The sequence below is a fragment of the Comamonas testosteroni genome (genome assembly GCF_030505195.1).
In the GTDB taxonomy this organism is placed as follows: Bacteria; Pseudomonadota; Gammaproteobacteria; order Burkholderiales; family Burkholderiaceae_C; genus Comamonas; species Comamonas testosteroni_G.
Window position 1 is genome coordinate 4,153,546 of record NZ_CP129672.1, and the last position, 15,956, is coordinate 4,169,501.

Sequence of the window (15,956 nt, forward strand, 5' to 3'; positions counted from 1 at the left end):
CGCCGTTGAGCGGCCCTTTGTATTTCGATAATGACGAGTATCCCCATGACTGAACGTACCCTCTGGCATCCTGTTGCCCAATCCTGCGATGTGGTGAGCGCGCCGTTTTCCGTGCTGCTGCTGGAACAGCCGCTGGTGCTGTGGCGCAATGCCGAGGGACTGGTTCAGTCCTTTGTGGATCGCTGCCCGCATCGCGGTGCACGCCTTTCCATGGGACGTGTGGAGAACGGGCATCTGGAATGCCCCTATCACGGCTGGCAATTCTCCTCGGGTGGCCAATGCGTGAAAGTGCCAGCCGTGCCCGATTTCACTCCCCCCGCATCGCAGCGCGTACAGGCTTTCGAGGTGCAGGAAGCCTTTGGACTGATCTGGGTGCGCCTGGAGTCTTCCGACAGCCAGTTGCCGGTGTTCGCGGCAGAGACGGACGAGCATCTGCGCAAGGTGAACTGCGGGCCTTACGATGTGGCGGCCAGTGCGCCGCGCATCATCGAGAACTTCCTCGACATGTCCCACTTCGGCTTTGTGCACGAAGGCTGGCTGGGCAGCCGTGACGCCACGGCCATTGCCACCTACAAGGTGGAGAGCACCTCCACCGGCGTGCTGGCGACAGGCTGCAAGGCCGTGCAGCCCCAGTCCAATCTGCACTCCACCCAGGCGGCCGAGGTGGAGTACACCTACGAGGTGACCGCTGCCTACACTGCCGTGCTGACCAAGATTCCCGAAGAGGGCACTTCCAAACAGGGCTGGCGCGAGCAGATCGGCCTGTTCATCTGCCCTGTCACTCCCGAAACCAGCCGCGTCTGGTTCCGTCTGGCGGTCGCGGACTTCGAGTCGACCGATGAGCAGTTGCAGACCTTCCAGCACACCATCTTTGTGCAGGACCAGCCGGTGCTGGAGTCGCAGCTGCCCAAGGCCCTGCCGCTGGATCCGCGCGCAGAAATGCACTCGGGGGCCGACCGCATGTCCTCGGCCTATCGCCGTTTCCTGAAGGCTCAGGCGATCGCCTTCGGAACCTGCTGAGACAGGCCTGAGAGGCTTTGCTGCCTGCCCCGGCCGGGCGTCCATGCGGCTCGCCGGGAGGCTGAGCCACGGGCTTGCGGCGGCAAGGCCGAAGTCGCAGACCTGTCGGGGCTGGCCATATGGCTTGAGCGGTGCCGGTTTGATAGGCTAGAGATTGATCGGCGCGTAGCGCCAAGGAGAATAAAGATGAACAACGTGCCTGCCGTAGATGTTTCCCGTCTGCCACAGCTGCTGCGCGCGATGCCCAAGGCCGAGCTGCATATGCATATCGAGGGTTCGCTGGAGCCCGAACTGATTTTTGCGCTGGCGCAGCGCAACCAGATACCCCTGGCCTATGACAGCGTCGAGGCGCTGCGCGCGGCCTATGCCTTTACAGATCTGCAGAGCTTTCTGGACATCTATTACGCGGGCGCCAGCGTGCTGCTGCATGAGCAGGATTTCTACGACATGGCGCGCGCCTATCTGGATCGTGCCGTGGCCGACAATGTGGTGCACACGGAAATCTTCTTTGACCCGCAGACCCACACCGAACGGGGCGTGGCGATGGAGACCGTCATCAACGGTCTGTACCGGGCCTGCCGCGACGCACAGATCGAGCAGGGCATTTCCTCCTCGCTGATCCTGAGCTTTCTGCGCCACCTGAGCGAGGAAAGCGCCTTGCAGACGCTGGAGGCCGCGCTGCCGCTGCGTGATCGCTTTATCGGCGTGGGGCTGGACAGCAGCGAGCTGGGCAATCCGCCCGAGAAGTTCGCCCGCGTGTTTGCCCGTTGCAAGCAGCTGGGCCTGCGCCTGGTGGCCCACGCCGGGGAGGAGGGGCCGCCCGCCTATATCTGGGGCGCACTGGATGTGCTGAACGTGGAGCGCATCGACCATGGCGTGCAGTCCGAGCAGGATGCGCAACTGATGCACAGGCTGGTCAAGGAACAGATACCGCTGACGGTCTGCCCGCTGTCCAATCTCAAGCTCTGCGTGATCAAGGACCTGGCCGATCACAATTTGCCGCGCCTTCTGGCGGCCGGACTCAAGGTCATGATCAACTCGGACGACCCGGCCTATTTCGGCGGCTATGTCAACGAGAACTACACCCAGCTCTTTGCCGCCACGGGCATGGGCGCGCCCGAGGCCTACCAGCTGGCGCGCAACAGCCTGGAAGCGAGCTTTGCCAGCGAGGTGCAGAAGCAGGAATGGATTGCGCGCCTCGATGAAGTGTTTCGGGAATATGGCGCCGCTTGACGAAGTGAGTTCGGAGCGGCGCAGCGGCCGTCTTCACAAGCGCCTATAGCCTGGGGGCCAGCGATTGAAAGCCCGGTTGAAGCGATTCAGCCGGGCTTTCTTTGTGTGGAACGGCGCAGTGCCAGGGCCGGCAAAGGTCCGGTGGCCACGCGCCGCCTGGTGTCGCCGCGCAGATGCTCGAACAGCAGGTCGACCGCCTGCTGGGCGATGTCTTCCAGATGCAGGTCCAGTGCCGTCAGCGGCGGCTCGCAGCTGCGCGCACGCAGGCCATCGTAGCGCGTGGCCAGCATCAGATCTTCGGGAATGCGCAGGCCTGCCTGCTGGGCGTAGCGGGCCGCGCCCACGGCAAAGGCATCGACCATGACCAGCAGGGCATCGAGCTTGGGGTGCTCGCTGAGCAACTGCTGGGCTGCGGCATGGCCGCCGTCCTCGCCTTCGGCCTCGTCCATGCGCAACACCACAGGCCGCATGCCATGTCCGGCTGCCATGGCTGCATAAGCCTGCTCGGCCTGACTGTAGGAAGTGCGCTCTGAAGCTCCGACCACCAGCCCAATCTGCCGGGCTCCGGCCGCCAGCATATGCGTGAGCAGCATCTGCGTGGCGGGACCCGACAGCAGATCGACATAGGGCACGTTGACATGGTCGCCGCCCGGGCGGCCGATTGACACCACGGGCAGGCCCTGCTGAAGCAGCTCTGCCAGCTGGGGGTCGCCGGCCTGCGGCTCTATGACCAGTGCTCCGTCGATATCGAGCAGGTTCAGCGAAGTCTGGCCGGGCTTGTGGGGCGGAACCAGCGCCATGACCAGACCGCGCTCAAGTGCCGATGAGGCCGCAACAGCCGCCACTTCCATGAAAAAACCCAATCGCGACGGTCCGCCCGAGACCGTGAACGGCATGGACGACATCAGCGCAATCATGCTGGCGCCGCCGGTGCGCAGGCGCTGCGCATGGCGATTGGGCCGGTAGCCAAGGCTGCGCGCAGCTTCCTCCACCTTCAGGCGTGTGGCCGGGTCGACCTGACCGCGACCATTGAGCGCGTGCGAGACCGTGGTGCGCGAGACACCGGCCTCGCGGGCCACGTCGGAGATGGTGATGCGTTGGCTGGGCGTGTCGGCCATGGAATTCCTCAAGAGTGCGGGCGGTCATTGCAGAGCGCACGTCAGGCATTGCAGAAGTTTTTGTATACTTTACTTTGCCCAAATCGATTTGGTTAATTTGGAATTGCATCAATTATTCGTAAATGAGATTGATGTAACACAAGTACCAAATCGATTTTCTTTTTGGAAACGATATCGCCTTGCCGGCTGGCCGCAGTGCCGGCCGACGTGCAGATATCCGAGCGCTGCCCCGGTTGTCGGGTAGCGCTGCGAGTCAATTGCGACCGGGGTGCTGGCCTGCCGCGGCTTCGGTTTGCTCACTGGAGAATGAATGTGCCCAAATCGGATTTGAGCCGGCGCAGCTTTTTGAAGGCCGCAGCCGCCCTGGGGGTGCTTGCCGCAGTGCGCCCGCTGGAGCAGGCGCTGGCGCAGATGGTCGAGCCGGCAAGCGCTCAGGACGCTGGCTGGATGGACGGCGGCCGGCTGCGCTACCGCCGCGACGGCATGGCCAAGGTCACGGGCCAGAAGCTGTTTGCCATCGATCTGCGCGCGCGCGACATGGCGGGCTGGCCCGACAAGCAGTCCCATGCACTGTTGATCATGGTTCCGCGTGCCGACCGTATCTACGAAGGTCTGGACCTGTCCGTGCTGGGCAAGGACTTTGCCCCCGACGTGCTGGTGGATGCCGAGCGTGCCGCTGCCGACGGCGTGCACATGCCCGAGCCCGGTTTTTACGGCAGCTACTTCTTGCCCAAGGGCCAGGTCTCGCACATGCTGGGCCAGCCCGTGGCCCTGGGCATCTGGCACGACTACGAGCGCTACCGCGAAGCCGTGCGCCTGCTGCGCTTCAACGAGGGCATCTTCCAGTGGGGCGCAGCCGCCACGCCGCCAGGGCGCAAGCCCTATGTGGCCGCGCGCTATGTGCGCATGGGAGCCGACAGGCATGACGAGCCCGATCTGTACGCGCCGCTGTACCACGGCATCGTGCGCCCGCAGCTGAGCGGCCCCGAGCTGCAATGGCCCTCGGTGGACGATGCCAAGCATGGCAAGGCCATGCAGTACTCGGCCCAGATCCAGCAAGGGCTCAAGCAGCCGCCCGAGGGCACCAGGGTCTTTTCGCGTGACTACCGCAGCCAGTCCATGGAGCCTGCCGCGCTGGAGCCTGAAAACGGCCTGGCCTGGTATGAGGAGGGCAGGGGCGTGATGCATATGGTGGGCGCCACCCAGGCGCCTTACGCCACGGCGGGCCATGTGGTCGGCATGGTCAAGGCCAGCCGTTTTGCGCTCAAGGAAATGGATTATCTGAGCGCCTACACCGTGGGCTACGGGCAGAAGGAGCACCACTCCTTCCCGTTCTACGTGGGTCTGGCGGCGCTGTATGCGCAAGGTCGAGCGGTGCGGCTGGCGCTGGACCGCTGGCAGCATTTCCAGTTTGCGCTCAAGCGTCACCCCTTCGATCTCAAGACCACGATTGCCGTGGATGCCGAGGGACAGTTCCAGGCCTTTTCGGTGGACATGCGCGGCGACGGCGGCGGCACCATGAACTTCAGCCCTTCGGTGGGCACGCTCGGTGTCGCGTCTTCGCAATCGGTGTACTACTTTCCCAAGAGCGATCTGTCGGTGGCCGTCTTCCCCAGCAGCGAGGTCACGGCGGGATCGGTGCGCGGCTACGGCACGCTGCAGTCCATGGCCCCGACCGAGATGCTGGTCGATGAAATTGCCGAGCAGATCGGCATGGACGCCATCGCCCTGCGTCAGAAGAATATGCTGCGCACGGGCATGCGCAATACCCAGGGCGCTGTGCCGGCGGGCCAGCTGCGCATCGGCGAGATTCTGGCCCTGGCCGCCAAGGAGCCGGTGTGGGTGAACCGTGCCCAACGCAAGGCCGAGTACGAGGCCGCCAACCCCGGCATGCGCTACGGCGTGGGTTTTGCCTCGGTGCAAAAAAGCTTTGGTACGGCCGGCGAAGCCGCGCTGGCATTGATCGAGCTATCGCCCGAGGGCAAGCTCAAGATGAAGCACATCACGGCAGAAATCGGCACCGGCACCACCACGGCGCAGATGCTGGCGGCAGAGCCTTTTCTCGGCCGCCCCGTGGACGAGGTGGAGTTCGCGGCGCAGAAATGGCCCGAGATGCCCGTGCACACGCAGGAGCAGCCCAACTCCACACCCCAGGCCGATGAGGATCGCCAGTCGCAGGACCCTTATTGGGTGCCCAGCTTCACCTCGCCGCAGTCGGCTTCCAACTCGGCCTACTACTTCACCCACACCACGCGCCAGGCGGCCAAGCTGCTGCTGGCCCATGGTCTGTGGCCGGCCGCCCTGTCCATCTGGGGCAATCCGTTTGGCGGGCCGCTGCAGGGCATGCCGGTCTCGCTCGATGAGGCCGAGTGGAAGGACGGCAAGCTGGTGGCAGGCGCCATGGAGCCCTTGACGCTGGAGCGTCTGGCCGCACGCGCCCATGAGCTGGGTCTGGTCACCGGTGTCTGCGTCCACACCTTCAATCGCCGCTCCTGGGCCAGTGCCGAGTTCGAGCTGGGCGGCAAGCACTTTGCTGCCGAGATCGATGCGCTGTCCGTTCGCTTTGGCCATGGTGCCGATGCCGCCCAAAAGGCCGCGATGGACAGCGCCGGCTATGCTTTTCAGCCGCGCGTCAAGGTCAGCTATCCGCCGGTGCACCGCCTGGCGGCGGGCGCCGTGTACTACGCGCCTTGCGCCACGCTGGTGGAGCTGGCCGTATCCACGGGTAGCGGCAAGGTGAGCTTGCTGGGGCACAAGACCTGGCTGGAATGCGGCTCGCAAATCGTGCCGGAGCTGGTCTCTGGCCAGTTGCAGGGCGGCGTGGCCATGGGTATCGGTCACGCGCTGTATGAAGAGCTGCCTCTGGGGCCGAGCGGCCCCGGCAACGGCAGCTGGAACTTCAACCGCTACCACCTGCCGCGCGCCAGCGAGCTGGCCGTGTGGACGGCCGAGGGCCATGTGCTGCCTCCGGTCTCGCGCACCGACCCGCCCAAGGGCATGGCCGAAGTGGTGATGATTCCCGTCGTCGCTGCCTGCGCCAATGCCGTGGCGCACGCCACCGGCAAGCGCTTCTATCAACTGCCGCTGAGCGCGGAGCGAATCAAGAAGGCATTGTGATGCAGCAACGTATCCAGTTTTCCGCCACCATCAACGGTCAAAAGACCGGCCCGCATGCGCTGCCCAAGGACCTGATGATGATCGAGTTCCTGCAGGAATATGCGGGCATGAACGGCACCCGCCTTGGCTGCGGCCAGGGCGTGTGCCGCGCCTGCACCATCATCGTGGACGAGCCCGGCAAGGGCCCGCACACCGTGCCCGCCTGCGTGACCGGCGTGGCCTGGCTCAACGGCAAAAGCATGCGCACCATCGAAGGCGCGGCCCGCGTTGATGAGCAAGGCCAGACCACGGCTTCTGCCGTGCAAAAGGCGTTTCTGGAGCATTTCTCGTTCCAGTGCGGCTATTGCACGCCGGGCTTTGTGAACTCGGCCACGGTGCTGATGGAGCAGCTGCATGCCAGGCCCGTGGATGCCAACGCCGTCGAAGAAGCCGTGGAAGCTGCACTGGACAAGCATATCTGCCGCTGCACCGGCTATGTGCGCTACTACCACGCCGTGCGCGACCTGATTCTGGCCACGCCGGGCCTGACCACGGGCCAGCGCACGCGGGAGGTCAGCCGTCATGGATAAATCCCAACGCAGCAAGTTCACCAAGATCGCCGCAGGCATTGCCGCCGCAGCCGTGGTGGTGCTGGGCGGCATGTATATCGCGGGCAGCGCAAGCGGCAGCGTGCCGCCTGCCACGGTGGACTTTGCCAATATCAGTGCCGAGCAAAAGCAGAAGCTGTTCGATCGCGGCCTGCAGGTGTTTCGCGCGGCCGACTGCGCGGCCTGCCACAGCTCGCCCACCACGGGCGCCGAGCTGGCCGGAGGCATGGCCATGGTCACGCCCATGGGCACGCTGTACGGGACGAACATTTCGCCCTCCAAGGAGCATGGCATAGGCCGGTGGTCGGCCGACGATCTGTACCGCGCCGTGGCGCGCGGCATGGCACCGGGGCGCAAGAATCTCTATCCCGCCATGCCTTACGCCAGCTACCACGACATCACGCGCGCCGATGTCGATGCGCTGTGGGTCTGGCTGCAGGCCCAACCGGCCGTGGAAGTCGCCAATCGCCAGCCTGAGATGCACTTCCCGTTCAGCATTCGCCCGGGTCTGGCGCTGTGGAATGCGCTGGAGCGTCCCGCCGGTGAACCCGCCCCGGCGGCGAACAACGATCTGGAGCGTGGTGCCTATCTGGTCAACACTCTGGGCCACTGCGGCGAATGCCATACGCCGCGCACCAGCAGCTTTGCCATGGATCTCAAGCAGTCGCTGGCGGGCAATGTGATCGAAGGCGCCTACGCCCCCGACCTGCGCCCCAAGGCCATGGCCGAGCGCGGCTGGAGCGAGCGGGATCTGCTGCAGTTTCTGCGCACCGGCCTCTCGCCCCAGGGCGTGATGACCATGGGCATGTTCCCCGTGCTGCAGCATTCGAGTGCGCATATGGAGGAGGCCGACCTCAAGGCCATGGCCGCCTATCTGATGCAGGGTGAAAAGCCCGAGCCCAGGCCAGCCACCGAAGCGCCCGAAACCCGGATCTCGGCCAATGGCGAGCGTGTCTACATCGGTCTGTGCGCAGGCTGCCATGGCGTCGATGGCCAGGGCCAGCCGCATTCCTCGCTGCGCCTCGATACCAACACCACGGCCATGTTCCCCACGCCGCTGAATCTGGTGCGCGTGATTCGCGAAGGCCTGCCCGAGCGTGATCTTGGCCATGGCGAGCGCATGCAGGCCATGCCCGGTTTTGCCGATCAGCTCAGCCACGAAGACATGGCCGATCTGGTGAACTACATGCGCCTGCGCTGGGGTCGCCAGAAGGGCGATGTGACGCCGGCGCAAGTCGCCGATGCCATCAAGACCGCCGGAACCCATTGAGCAGGGGTTTCAATAAAAAGAGCTGGCAGCGCGACAAGCTCTGCCAGCTCTTTTTATATAGCCATACGGCTTAGGACAGCTCGGCCCTGATCTTCTCGGCCAGCTCGCCCAGCACGGCAAAGCCCGGCTCCGCGCGCTGCCAGACCACGGACAGGCCGTCGTCCTCGAAGCGCGGCAGCACATGCAGGTGAAAGTGAAACACCGTCTGCCCTGCCGGCGCGCCGTTGGCCTGGAAGATGTTGATGCCGTCGGGATCGAAGGCCTTGTTCACCGCCGCCGCCACGCGCTGGGCCGTCTGCATCACAGCGCCGGCTTCCTCGGGCGTCAGCTCCAGCAGATTGACGGCATGGCGCTTGCTGGCAACCAGCACATGGCCTCGCGTGGCCTGACCGATGTCCATGAAGGCAATGGTCAGATCGTCCTCATAGACCTTGGCCGATGGAATCTCCCCTTTGACGAGCTTGCAGAAAATGCACTCGCCAGGGGGCGAGTGGTCTACAAACATGGGCATGACGCTCTCCTTTTTTATGGTTCAAGCGTCCTATCTTAGAGGCACAGCGGTTTCAGGTCCTTGTCGCACGCAGGCAGTCCTTGGTGATCTCGGCCATGGAGGTCGCGCCCAGCATGGCCATATTGCGGTCCACCTCGTCACGCAGCAAGGTGATGGCGTGATGAACGCCCTGCGCACCGCCGACTGCGGCGGCGTACATGAAGGGGCGGCCCAGAAACACCATGCGCGCGCCCAGCGCCACGGCCTTGAGCACATCGCTGCCGCGGCGTATGCCGCTGTCCATCATCACGGCCGTGCGGTGGCCCACGCGGTCCACCACATGGGGCAGCATCTGCAGCGGCGCAACCACGCCATCGAGCTGGCGGCCGCCGTGGTTGGAGACCACGATGCCTTGCGCGCCGATATCGGCGGCCATCACGGCATCGTCTTCGTTGAGGATGCCCTTGATGATGAGGTTGCCCTTCCAGCGCTGGCGAATGCGTTCGATGTTCTTCCAGTTCAGGTGGTCGCGGCCCGTGGTGTCGCGGATGGCGGTGCCCGACAGCAAAGGCGCGCCGCGCGTGGCAAACGAGTTCTCGAAGTGCGGCATGCCGTGGTTGATCAGGGTGCGCAGCATGGTGCCCACCATCCAGCGCGGACGGGTGATGCCGTCATAAGCCAGACGCAGCGAGGGGCGCAGAGGCATCGAGAAACCGGTGCGCACATTGTTCTCGCGGTTGGCCCAGACGGGGATGTCCACGGTGATGACAAGGGTGCCGAAGCCTGCGGCTTCGATGCGCTCGATCAGGCCGTCGATGCGCGTGGTGTCCCCGGGCAGATAGGCCTGGAACCAGGTCGACGGTGCCGCCTTGGCCACTTCTTCCATGGGGATCAGGGAGGTGCCGCTCATGATGGCGGGAATGCGGTTGGCAGCCGCCGTCTGCGCCAGCACCAGATCGCCGCGATAGGCCGAGATGGCGCTGATGCCCACCGGGGCCACGCCAAACGGCGAGTCCCAGGTCTGGCCGAACAGCTCGACCTTCTGGTTGCGCTTGGACACGTCCACCATGACCCTGGAGCTGAAGCCGTATTGCTGGAAGCTGTCACGGTTGGCCTGCAGCGAGACGCAGTCTTCGGCCGCGCCGGAGACATAGCCGTAAAGCGGGCGGGGCAGGTGCTTGCGCGCTGCGGCCTCGAAGTCATGCAGCGACAAGATGTTCTGAAGATGACGGGGAAGCCCCGCGCGTTGGCCGTAGGCGGCTTGCGCCTTGGGGGCGGAGGCTGCGTTTGCAGCAGGGGCTTGTGACGATGCCATGGTAGGGCGCCTCGGGGGCGAAATTCAGGGGTTTGACTGGCTACGCCCCCACACACTTGCGGTGCACGGGGGCGTGACAGAAACATCAGGTGTTCAAGGTTTACTGAGCGAATGTACCGCGCTGACGCATCAGCTCGCGGTGCAGTTGCTCGTTGCGCTCGAACGGTGCGCGGCCGTGCACATAGAAGTAGTTGTTCAGAACCACCAGGTCGCCGGCGGGCAGGCTGACGGTGCGGGTGCCGGACGAATTCTCCATCGATTCCGACAGGTTCTGCAGATATTCGGCTTCGGCGTCGTTGGCAGGCTGCACGAACTGGTCGATGAAGGAGATCGACAGGCCGAACTCGCCGTGGAAGAACACGGGGCGCTCGACGCGCTCGTTCACGTTCTTGGAGCCCGGAGCCTTGTACAGCAGGGGCCTGGCGCCCAGCGGGTCTTGCACGAAGCGGTCCAGCTCGCTCCAGTCGTCCAGGTGCAGGAAGCGCGACTCGCCGCCCACGGCGTTTTGCTCGTCGAACTTCATCATCAGCAGCCAGTCGGTGGCCTCGGTCACGAAGGTGCCGTCGGTGTGCATGGTGAACAGACGGTAAGCCTGGCGCAGATAGGAGTCGCTGGCATCGGTGTGCTTGACCAGGAAACGTGCGTAGTACTTGTTGGACATGGAGTCGTGGTTGGCCGGGCCCAGGATGTGGCCGATGGCGGTGCCGAACTTCACGTAGTCATCGCTGTCCTGGCTCACGCCTTCCAGACCCAGCACAAAGCCGCCATGCCTGCGGTCCTTGATGATGTTCACCAGCGTCTGGCCAAAGTCGGCTCCCAGATGGGCCTTCAGGCGGCGCGCCAGGTGAAAGCGCATGAAGGGCACGTATTCGAGGTTTTGCACGTCGATATCGTGCACATCGGCCAGGAAGGCGTTCAGGGCTTCGGGGTTCAGCGTCAGTTTCAGCAAACGAGGATGCTCGGGATGGGTGCTGATCTCGTAGGCGGCAGGCTGAATCAGTTGCTGGGGGGTCGTAGCGTTCATGGTGGGTGGGTACTTCAATCAGGAATGGTGTGATTGAACACTTCTTGTTTGATACGATCTACGGGGTTAAATGCATTTTTTGATAAGAATTTCAGATTAAAAACCATGCTCAGCTACCGCCAACTCGAGCACTTTGTCACCGTGGCCCAGGAGCTGCATTTCTCTCGCGCCGCCGACAAGCTGGGCGTGGCCCAGTCCGCCGTCAGCGTGCAGGTGCAGCAGCTGGAGCAGCAACTGGGCGTGCGCCTGTTGCAGCGCAACAAGCGCAAGCCCATCACGCTGACCGATGCGGGGGAGCTGCTTTATGACGAAGCCGTGGCCGTGCTGCGCCATATGGAGCGGGCCCAGCAGATCGGGCAGCTGGCGGCCCAGGGCATGAGCGGCCATGTCAAGCTGGGCTATATCTCCTCGTCCGTGACTTCGGGTGTGCTGGCGCGCATGCTCACGCAGTTCCGCCCCGGCCATGAGCAGGTGCACATGCAGGTGCTGGCCATGGAGACGCCGCGCCAGTTGCAGGCGCTGCAGCAGGGCGAGATCGATGCCGGTCTGCTGCGCCCGCGCCGTCGCTACCCCGAGGGGGTCAAGGCGGTCATCGTGCACAGCGAGCCCTTCATGGTGGCGCTGGCCGAGAACCACCCGCTGGCACGCCATGAATCCATCAGCGTGGCCGATCTGCGCGGCCAGACCTTTATTGCGCCGCAGTTCATCAACGAAAGCGAAGGCTTTGCCGAGGTGCTGGCGCGGCTGGCCGAGACGGCCGGGTTTTCGGCACGCGAGGCCTATCGCGTCAACGACTTCGTCACGGCGACCAGCCTGGCTGCTGCTGGCTACGGCATTGTGGTGCTGCCCGAGTCGAATCGGCTGCTCAATCAGCCGGGCGTGGCCTTCAGGCCGCTGCGCGACTTCAAGGAAAGCGTGCACATGGCGCTGGCCTACCGCGAGCGCGAGAACTCGCCTGCGGTGCGCGCCTTTCTGGCCGTGGCCAGAAGCTGCGCCGCGTAGCCACGCGGCTGCGGGCAAGGGGGGAAGCTTCGGGTTCAGACTTTTTGAGTTATCTAAAATAATAGCTTATAGCGCTTATTTATATTGGATTTCAGATATAAAAGGCATTGAAATTGAGGCGTGGTAAGCGTAAACAGCTTTGTTATTGATAGCGCGAGCGCTGGCCTGTGCGCAGCCATATAGCCTCTATAAGCGCTGCCGTGTTCCGCATGCAAGATCGGGCGCGTAAGCTCTGGTCCATGAAAATCTATCGTAGTGCCCTGCTGCGCTTCGCCGATGACGGCCAAGCGGTTTATGACTCCGACGCCTTGCTGGCGATTGCTCCCGATGCTGCGGGCGTGCAGCGCGTGGTGGCTGCGGGCAGTTGGCAGGCGCTGGCCCAGCAGTATCTTGAGCGCGAAGGCGTGCAAGTCATTCACCTGCCCGGCAAGCTGCTGGCGCCGGGCTTTGTCGACCTGCACATCCACTACCCGCAGACCGATGTGATCGGCGCGCCGGCCCCTGGTCTGCTGCCCTGGCTGGAGAACTACACTTTCCCGCACGAGTCGTGCTTCCACGATCGCGAATATGCCGATGGCGTGGCCGATTTCTTCATGAACGAGCTGCTGCGCAACGGCGTGACCACGGCGCTGGCCTTTGCAACCTCGCATCCGACATCAGTGGATGCCATCATGACGGCCGCGCAAAAGCGCAGCATGCGCATGATTGCCGGCAAGGTGCTGCAGGACCGCAACAGCCCCGACGGCGTGCGCGACGAGACCGAGCAAAGCCTGATCGACACCGAAACGCTGATCCAGCGCTGGCATGGCGTGGACCGCCTGGGCTATGCGATCACACCGCGCTTTGCGCCCACCAGCACCGAAGCGCAGCTGCGCGGTGCGGGCGAGCTGGCGGCCAGGTACGGCGATGTCTGGATTCAGTCCCATGTGGCCGAGAACCTGGACGAGATTGCCTGGGTCAAGGAGCTGTTCCCCGCCGCGCGCAGCTATCTGGCCGTCTACGACGACTTCGGTCTGATGCGCGAGCGCGCCGTCTATGCGCACAGCATCTGGCTCGATGAAACCGACCGCCAGCTCATGCATGACACACGCTCGGCGGCGGCCATCAGCCCGACCAGCAACCAGTTTCTGGCCAGTGGCTATTTCGACTACCTCAAGGCCGACCAGGCCGGCATGCTCTACGGCCTGGCCAGCGATGTGGGCGGCGGTATGAGCTTTTCGCCGTTTCGCACCATGCAGGCCGCCTATGTGGTGGGGCGCGAGAGCCATGCCAAGCAGGGCCAGAGCCTGTCGCCGCAAAACCTGTGGTGGCAGCACACGGCAGGCGCTGCACGGGCGCTGGGCCTGCAGGGCGTGATCGGCAATCTGCAGCCTGGCTGCGAGGCCGACCTGGTCGTCATCAACCCCGGCTGCACGCCACTGCTGGCGCGCAAGACGGCCCAGGCGCGCAATCTGGACGAGCTGCTGTTTGCCATGATCATCCTCGGGGATGACCGCCTGATTGAGCAAACCATTGTTTCTCAAGCAAAATAGCGGTCTTGCGCTTGATTTGTGAGCGCACAACGCTATGAAAAATCAAGCGATACAGGACTTCTAATGAGCATCAAGAGCGACAAATGGATCCGTCAGATGGCGGAGCAGCACGGCATGATCGAGCCTTTCGAGCCTGGCCAGGTGCGCCAGGTCGACGGCAAGAAGATCATCAGCTACGGCACTTCGAGCTATGGCTACGACATCCGTTGCGCCCGCGAATTCAAGGTCTTCACAAATATCCACAGCACGGTGGTGGACCCCAAGAATTTTGACGAGAAGAGCTTTGTCGACTTCGAGGGCGACTACTGCATCATCCCGCCCAACAGCTTTGCACTGGCCCGCACGGTGGAGTACTTCCGCATTCCCCGCGACGTGCTGACCGTCTGCCTGGGCAAGAGTACTTATGCGCGCTGCGGCATCATCGTCAACGTGACGCCCTTCGAGCCCGAGTGGGAGGGCTATGTGACGCTGGAGTTCTCCAACACCACGCCGTTGCCGGCCAAGATCTATGCGGGCGAAGGCTGTGCCCAGGTGCTGTTCTTCCAGGGCGACGAGCAATGCGAAGTCAGCTACAAGGACCGCAACGGCAAGTACCAGGGCCAGCATGGCGTGACGCTGCCCAAGGCCTGAAGCCTGTTGCCTCGCCAAAAAAGCCCGCTGCGGATACAGCGGGCTTTTTGCTTTCCTGGGAGGCTGCCGGACGCGATCAGGCCGCTGCCGCCTCAAGCGCCGGGCAGTCCAGATTGCAGTGCGCGCCCACGCTGACATGGCGCTGCAGCGCCGCGTCCACCATCAGGCTGCACAGCGCCAGCTGGTTGCGCAAGGCGGGGTCGGCCCCGCGCCATTGAGCACGCCACAGCACCAGTTGCTTGGCCGCCGCAATCAGGCTGTGGTTGCTGCGCACAATGCCCACGTTGTGCAGCATGAGCTGCTGCAGCGACTGCCGCATCTCCTGCTGGCTCTCAGCGCTCAGGCTCTTGCCGGGCTTGCGCTGCCTGCCTTGAATGGCCGCGGGCTTGTGCAGGGGCTGCTCGGCCATGCGCAGCGCGGCAGACCTGGCCATGACCACGCACTCCAGCAGCGAATTGCTGGCCAGGCGGTTGGCACCATGCAGGCCGGTGCGGGCCACCTCGCCAATCGCCCACAGCCCGGCCACGGCGGTGCGACCGTCCACATGGGCCTGCACGCCGCCGCAGGCATAGTGGGCGCAGGGCGCGACAGGAATGGGCTGGGTGGCAATGTCTATGCCGTGCGCTGCGCACAGTGCCATGACGCCGGGGAAATGCTGCTCCAGCCAGTCGCGGCTGCGGTGTGTGATGTCCAGCAGCACATGGGGCAGCTGGTGGGCCCGCATCTCGCCATCGATGGCGCGGGCCACGATGTCGCGCGGTGCCAGCTCGGCTCGCGGGTCGTGGCGCAGCATGAAGCGCTCGCCGGGCCGGCCTTGCCGGTCCGGCAGGCACAGCAGGGCTCCTTCGCCGCGCAGCGCTTCCGAGACCAGGCCCACGGACCGGCCGCCCACCTGCAAGGCCGTGGGGTGGAACTGCATGAACTCCAGGTCGCGCACGACACAGCCCGCACGCCAGGCCATGGCAATGCCGTCGCCGGTTGCCGTGGCCGGATTGGTGGTGCTGGGGTAGATCTGGCCCATGCCGCCTGTGGCCAGCACGGTATGACTGGCCAGCATATTTTGCTGCTGGCCATCGGCATTGCGCACGCTGGCGCCCACGCAGCGCTGCTGCACGTCCTGCAGCAGCTCCATGGCGGTGCAATGCTGCAGCAAGGTGATGTGCTTCAGACGCCGGCAGGCCTGCAGCAAGGTCTGGTGCACGGCCTGCCCGGTGCGGTCGGCCGCATGCACAATGCGCCGCGCGCTGTGGCCGCCTTCGCGCGTCAGGTGCAGGCTGCCGTCGGCATGGGTGCTGAAGGGAACGCCCTGGGCCTGCAGCCAGGCGATCGCCTGGGGGCCTTGCTCCAGGATGCGGCGCACGGCAGCTTCGTCGCAGAGGCTGGCACCGGCGATCAGCGTGTCCTGCACATGGGCTTGCAGGCTGTCGCCGGGATCCAGCACGGCGGCAACGCCGCCTTGGGCCCAGGCGCTGGCGCATTCGTCGGCACTGCTTTTGCTGAGCACGGTGATGCGCAGCCTGCTGGGCAGGCTGAGCGCCAGCGTCAGGCCGGCCAGTCCGCAGCCGATGATGAGCACATCGCAGTCAGTCGGGGATTGGGGCATGGTGCTTGTCCTCGC

Annotated in this window: 13 protein-coding genes; 8 read left to right on the top strand and 5 right to left on the bottom strand. The window is 64.4% G+C overall.

Translation table 11 applies throughout. The annotated features are described in order from the left end of the window. Window positions 1–45: 45 nt before the first annotated feature. A complete protein-coding gene (locus QYQ99_RS19265) occupies window positions 46–1,020 on the top strand; it encodes an aromatic ring-hydroxylating dioxygenase subunit alpha (protein ID WP_302089571.1) in 975 nt (324 codons plus the stop codon). A gap of 186 nt (window positions 1,021–1,206) precedes the next feature. Next, window positions 1,207–2,253, top strand: a complete 1,047-nt coding sequence (locus QYQ99_RS19270) for an adenosine deaminase (protein ID WP_302089572.1) — start codon at window positions 1,207–1,209, stop codon at window positions 2,251–2,253. Window positions 2,254–2,339: 86 nt separating this feature from the next. On the opposite strand, the gene QYQ99_RS19275 is transcribed toward QYQ99_RS19270, so the two are convergent. After that, a complete protein-coding gene (locus QYQ99_RS19275; protein WP_302089573.1) occupies window positions 2,340–3,371 on the bottom strand; it encodes a LacI family DNA-binding transcriptional regulator in 1,032 nt (343 codons plus the stop codon). A 306-nt stretch (window positions 3,372–3,677) separates the two neighbouring features. Between QYQ99_RS19275 and QYQ99_RS19280 the strand changes: the two genes are divergently transcribed. From QYQ99_RS19280 to QYQ99_RS19290, 3 genes are read left to right on the top strand one after another with little or no spacing between them, the layout of a single operon-like run. Beyond that, window positions 3,678–6,488, top strand: coding sequence for a xanthine dehydrogenase family protein molybdopterin-binding subunit (locus QYQ99_RS19280; RefSeq protein ID WP_302089574.1), 2,811 nt, complete (start codon window positions 3,678–3,680; stop codon window positions 6,486–6,488). Next, a complete protein-coding gene (locus QYQ99_RS19285; RefSeq protein WP_302089575.1) occupies window positions 6,488–7,057 on the top strand; it encodes a (2Fe-2S)-binding protein in 570 nt (189 codons plus the stop codon). Before QYQ99_RS19280 ends, QYQ99_RS19285 begins: the two co-directional genes overlap by 1 nt. Continuing rightward, entirely contained in the window at window positions 7,050–8,345 is a 1,296-nt protein-coding gene (locus QYQ99_RS19290; protein WP_302089576.1) for a cytochrome c, read from the top strand. The genes QYQ99_RS19285 and QYQ99_RS19290 overlap by 8 nt, the downstream gene beginning before the upstream one ends. Before the next feature lie 70 nt (window positions 8,346–8,415). On the opposite strand, the gene QYQ99_RS19295 is transcribed toward QYQ99_RS19290, so the two are convergent. The 3 genes from QYQ99_RS19295 to glaH all read right to left on the bottom strand — a co-directional run bounded on the left by QYQ99_RS19295 (window position 8,416) and on the right by glaH (window position 11,174). Then, on the bottom strand, window positions 8,416–8,856 hold the full coding sequence (locus tag QYQ99_RS19295; RefSeq protein WP_302089577.1) for an HIT family protein: 441 nt from the start codon (window positions 8,854–8,856) through the stop codon (window positions 8,416–8,418). Between the two features lie 52 nt (window positions 8,857–8,908). Beyond that, window positions 8,909–10,150, bottom strand: a complete 1,242-nt coding sequence (locus QYQ99_RS19300; RefSeq protein WP_302089578.1) for an alpha-hydroxy acid oxidase — start codon at window positions 10,148–10,150, stop codon at window positions 8,909–8,911. A gap of 100 nt (window positions 10,151–10,250) precedes the next feature. Then, window positions 10,251–11,174 (bottom strand): glutarate dioxygenase GlaH, encoded by a 924-nt coding sequence (glaH, locus tag QYQ99_RS19305; RefSeq protein ID WP_302089579.1) that lies wholly within the window; start codon window positions 11,172–11,174, stop codon window positions 10,251–10,253. Window positions 11,175–11,279: 105 nt separating this feature from the next. Here glaH and QYQ99_RS19310 point away from each other — a divergent pair, with 105 nt between their 5' ends. The 3 genes from QYQ99_RS19310 (at window position 11,280) to dcd (ending at window position 14,338) form a co-directional block, all read left to right on the top strand. Beyond that, window positions 11,280–12,176: a LysR family transcriptional regulator gene (locus tag QYQ99_RS19310; RefSeq protein WP_003073359.1), complete on the top strand. Its 897-nt coding sequence runs from the start codon at window positions 11,280–11,282 to the stop codon at window positions 12,174–12,176. A gap of 239 nt (window positions 12,177–12,415) precedes the next feature. Next, window positions 12,416–13,708 carry a guanine deaminase gene (gene guaD, locus QYQ99_RS19315; protein ID WP_302089580.1) on the top strand — a complete coding sequence of 431 codons (1,293 nt, stop codon included), beginning with the start codon at window positions 12,416–12,418 and terminating at the stop codon, window positions 13,706–13,708. Between the two features lie 63 nt (window positions 13,709–13,771). Then, window positions 13,772–14,338 carry a dCTP deaminase gene (gene dcd, locus QYQ99_RS19320; RefSeq protein ID WP_003052512.1) on the top strand — a complete coding sequence of 189 codons (567 nt, stop codon included), beginning with the start codon at window positions 13,772–13,774 and terminating at the stop codon, window positions 14,336–14,338. Between the two features lie 76 nt (window positions 14,339–14,414). On the opposite strand, the gene nadB is transcribed toward dcd, so the two are convergent. Then, window positions 14,415–15,941: an L-aspartate oxidase gene (nadB, locus tag QYQ99_RS19325; RefSeq protein WP_302089581.1), complete on the bottom strand. Its 1,527-nt coding sequence runs from the start codon at window positions 15,939–15,941 to the stop codon at window positions 14,415–14,417. Window positions 15,942–15,956 lie beyond the last annotated feature (15 nt).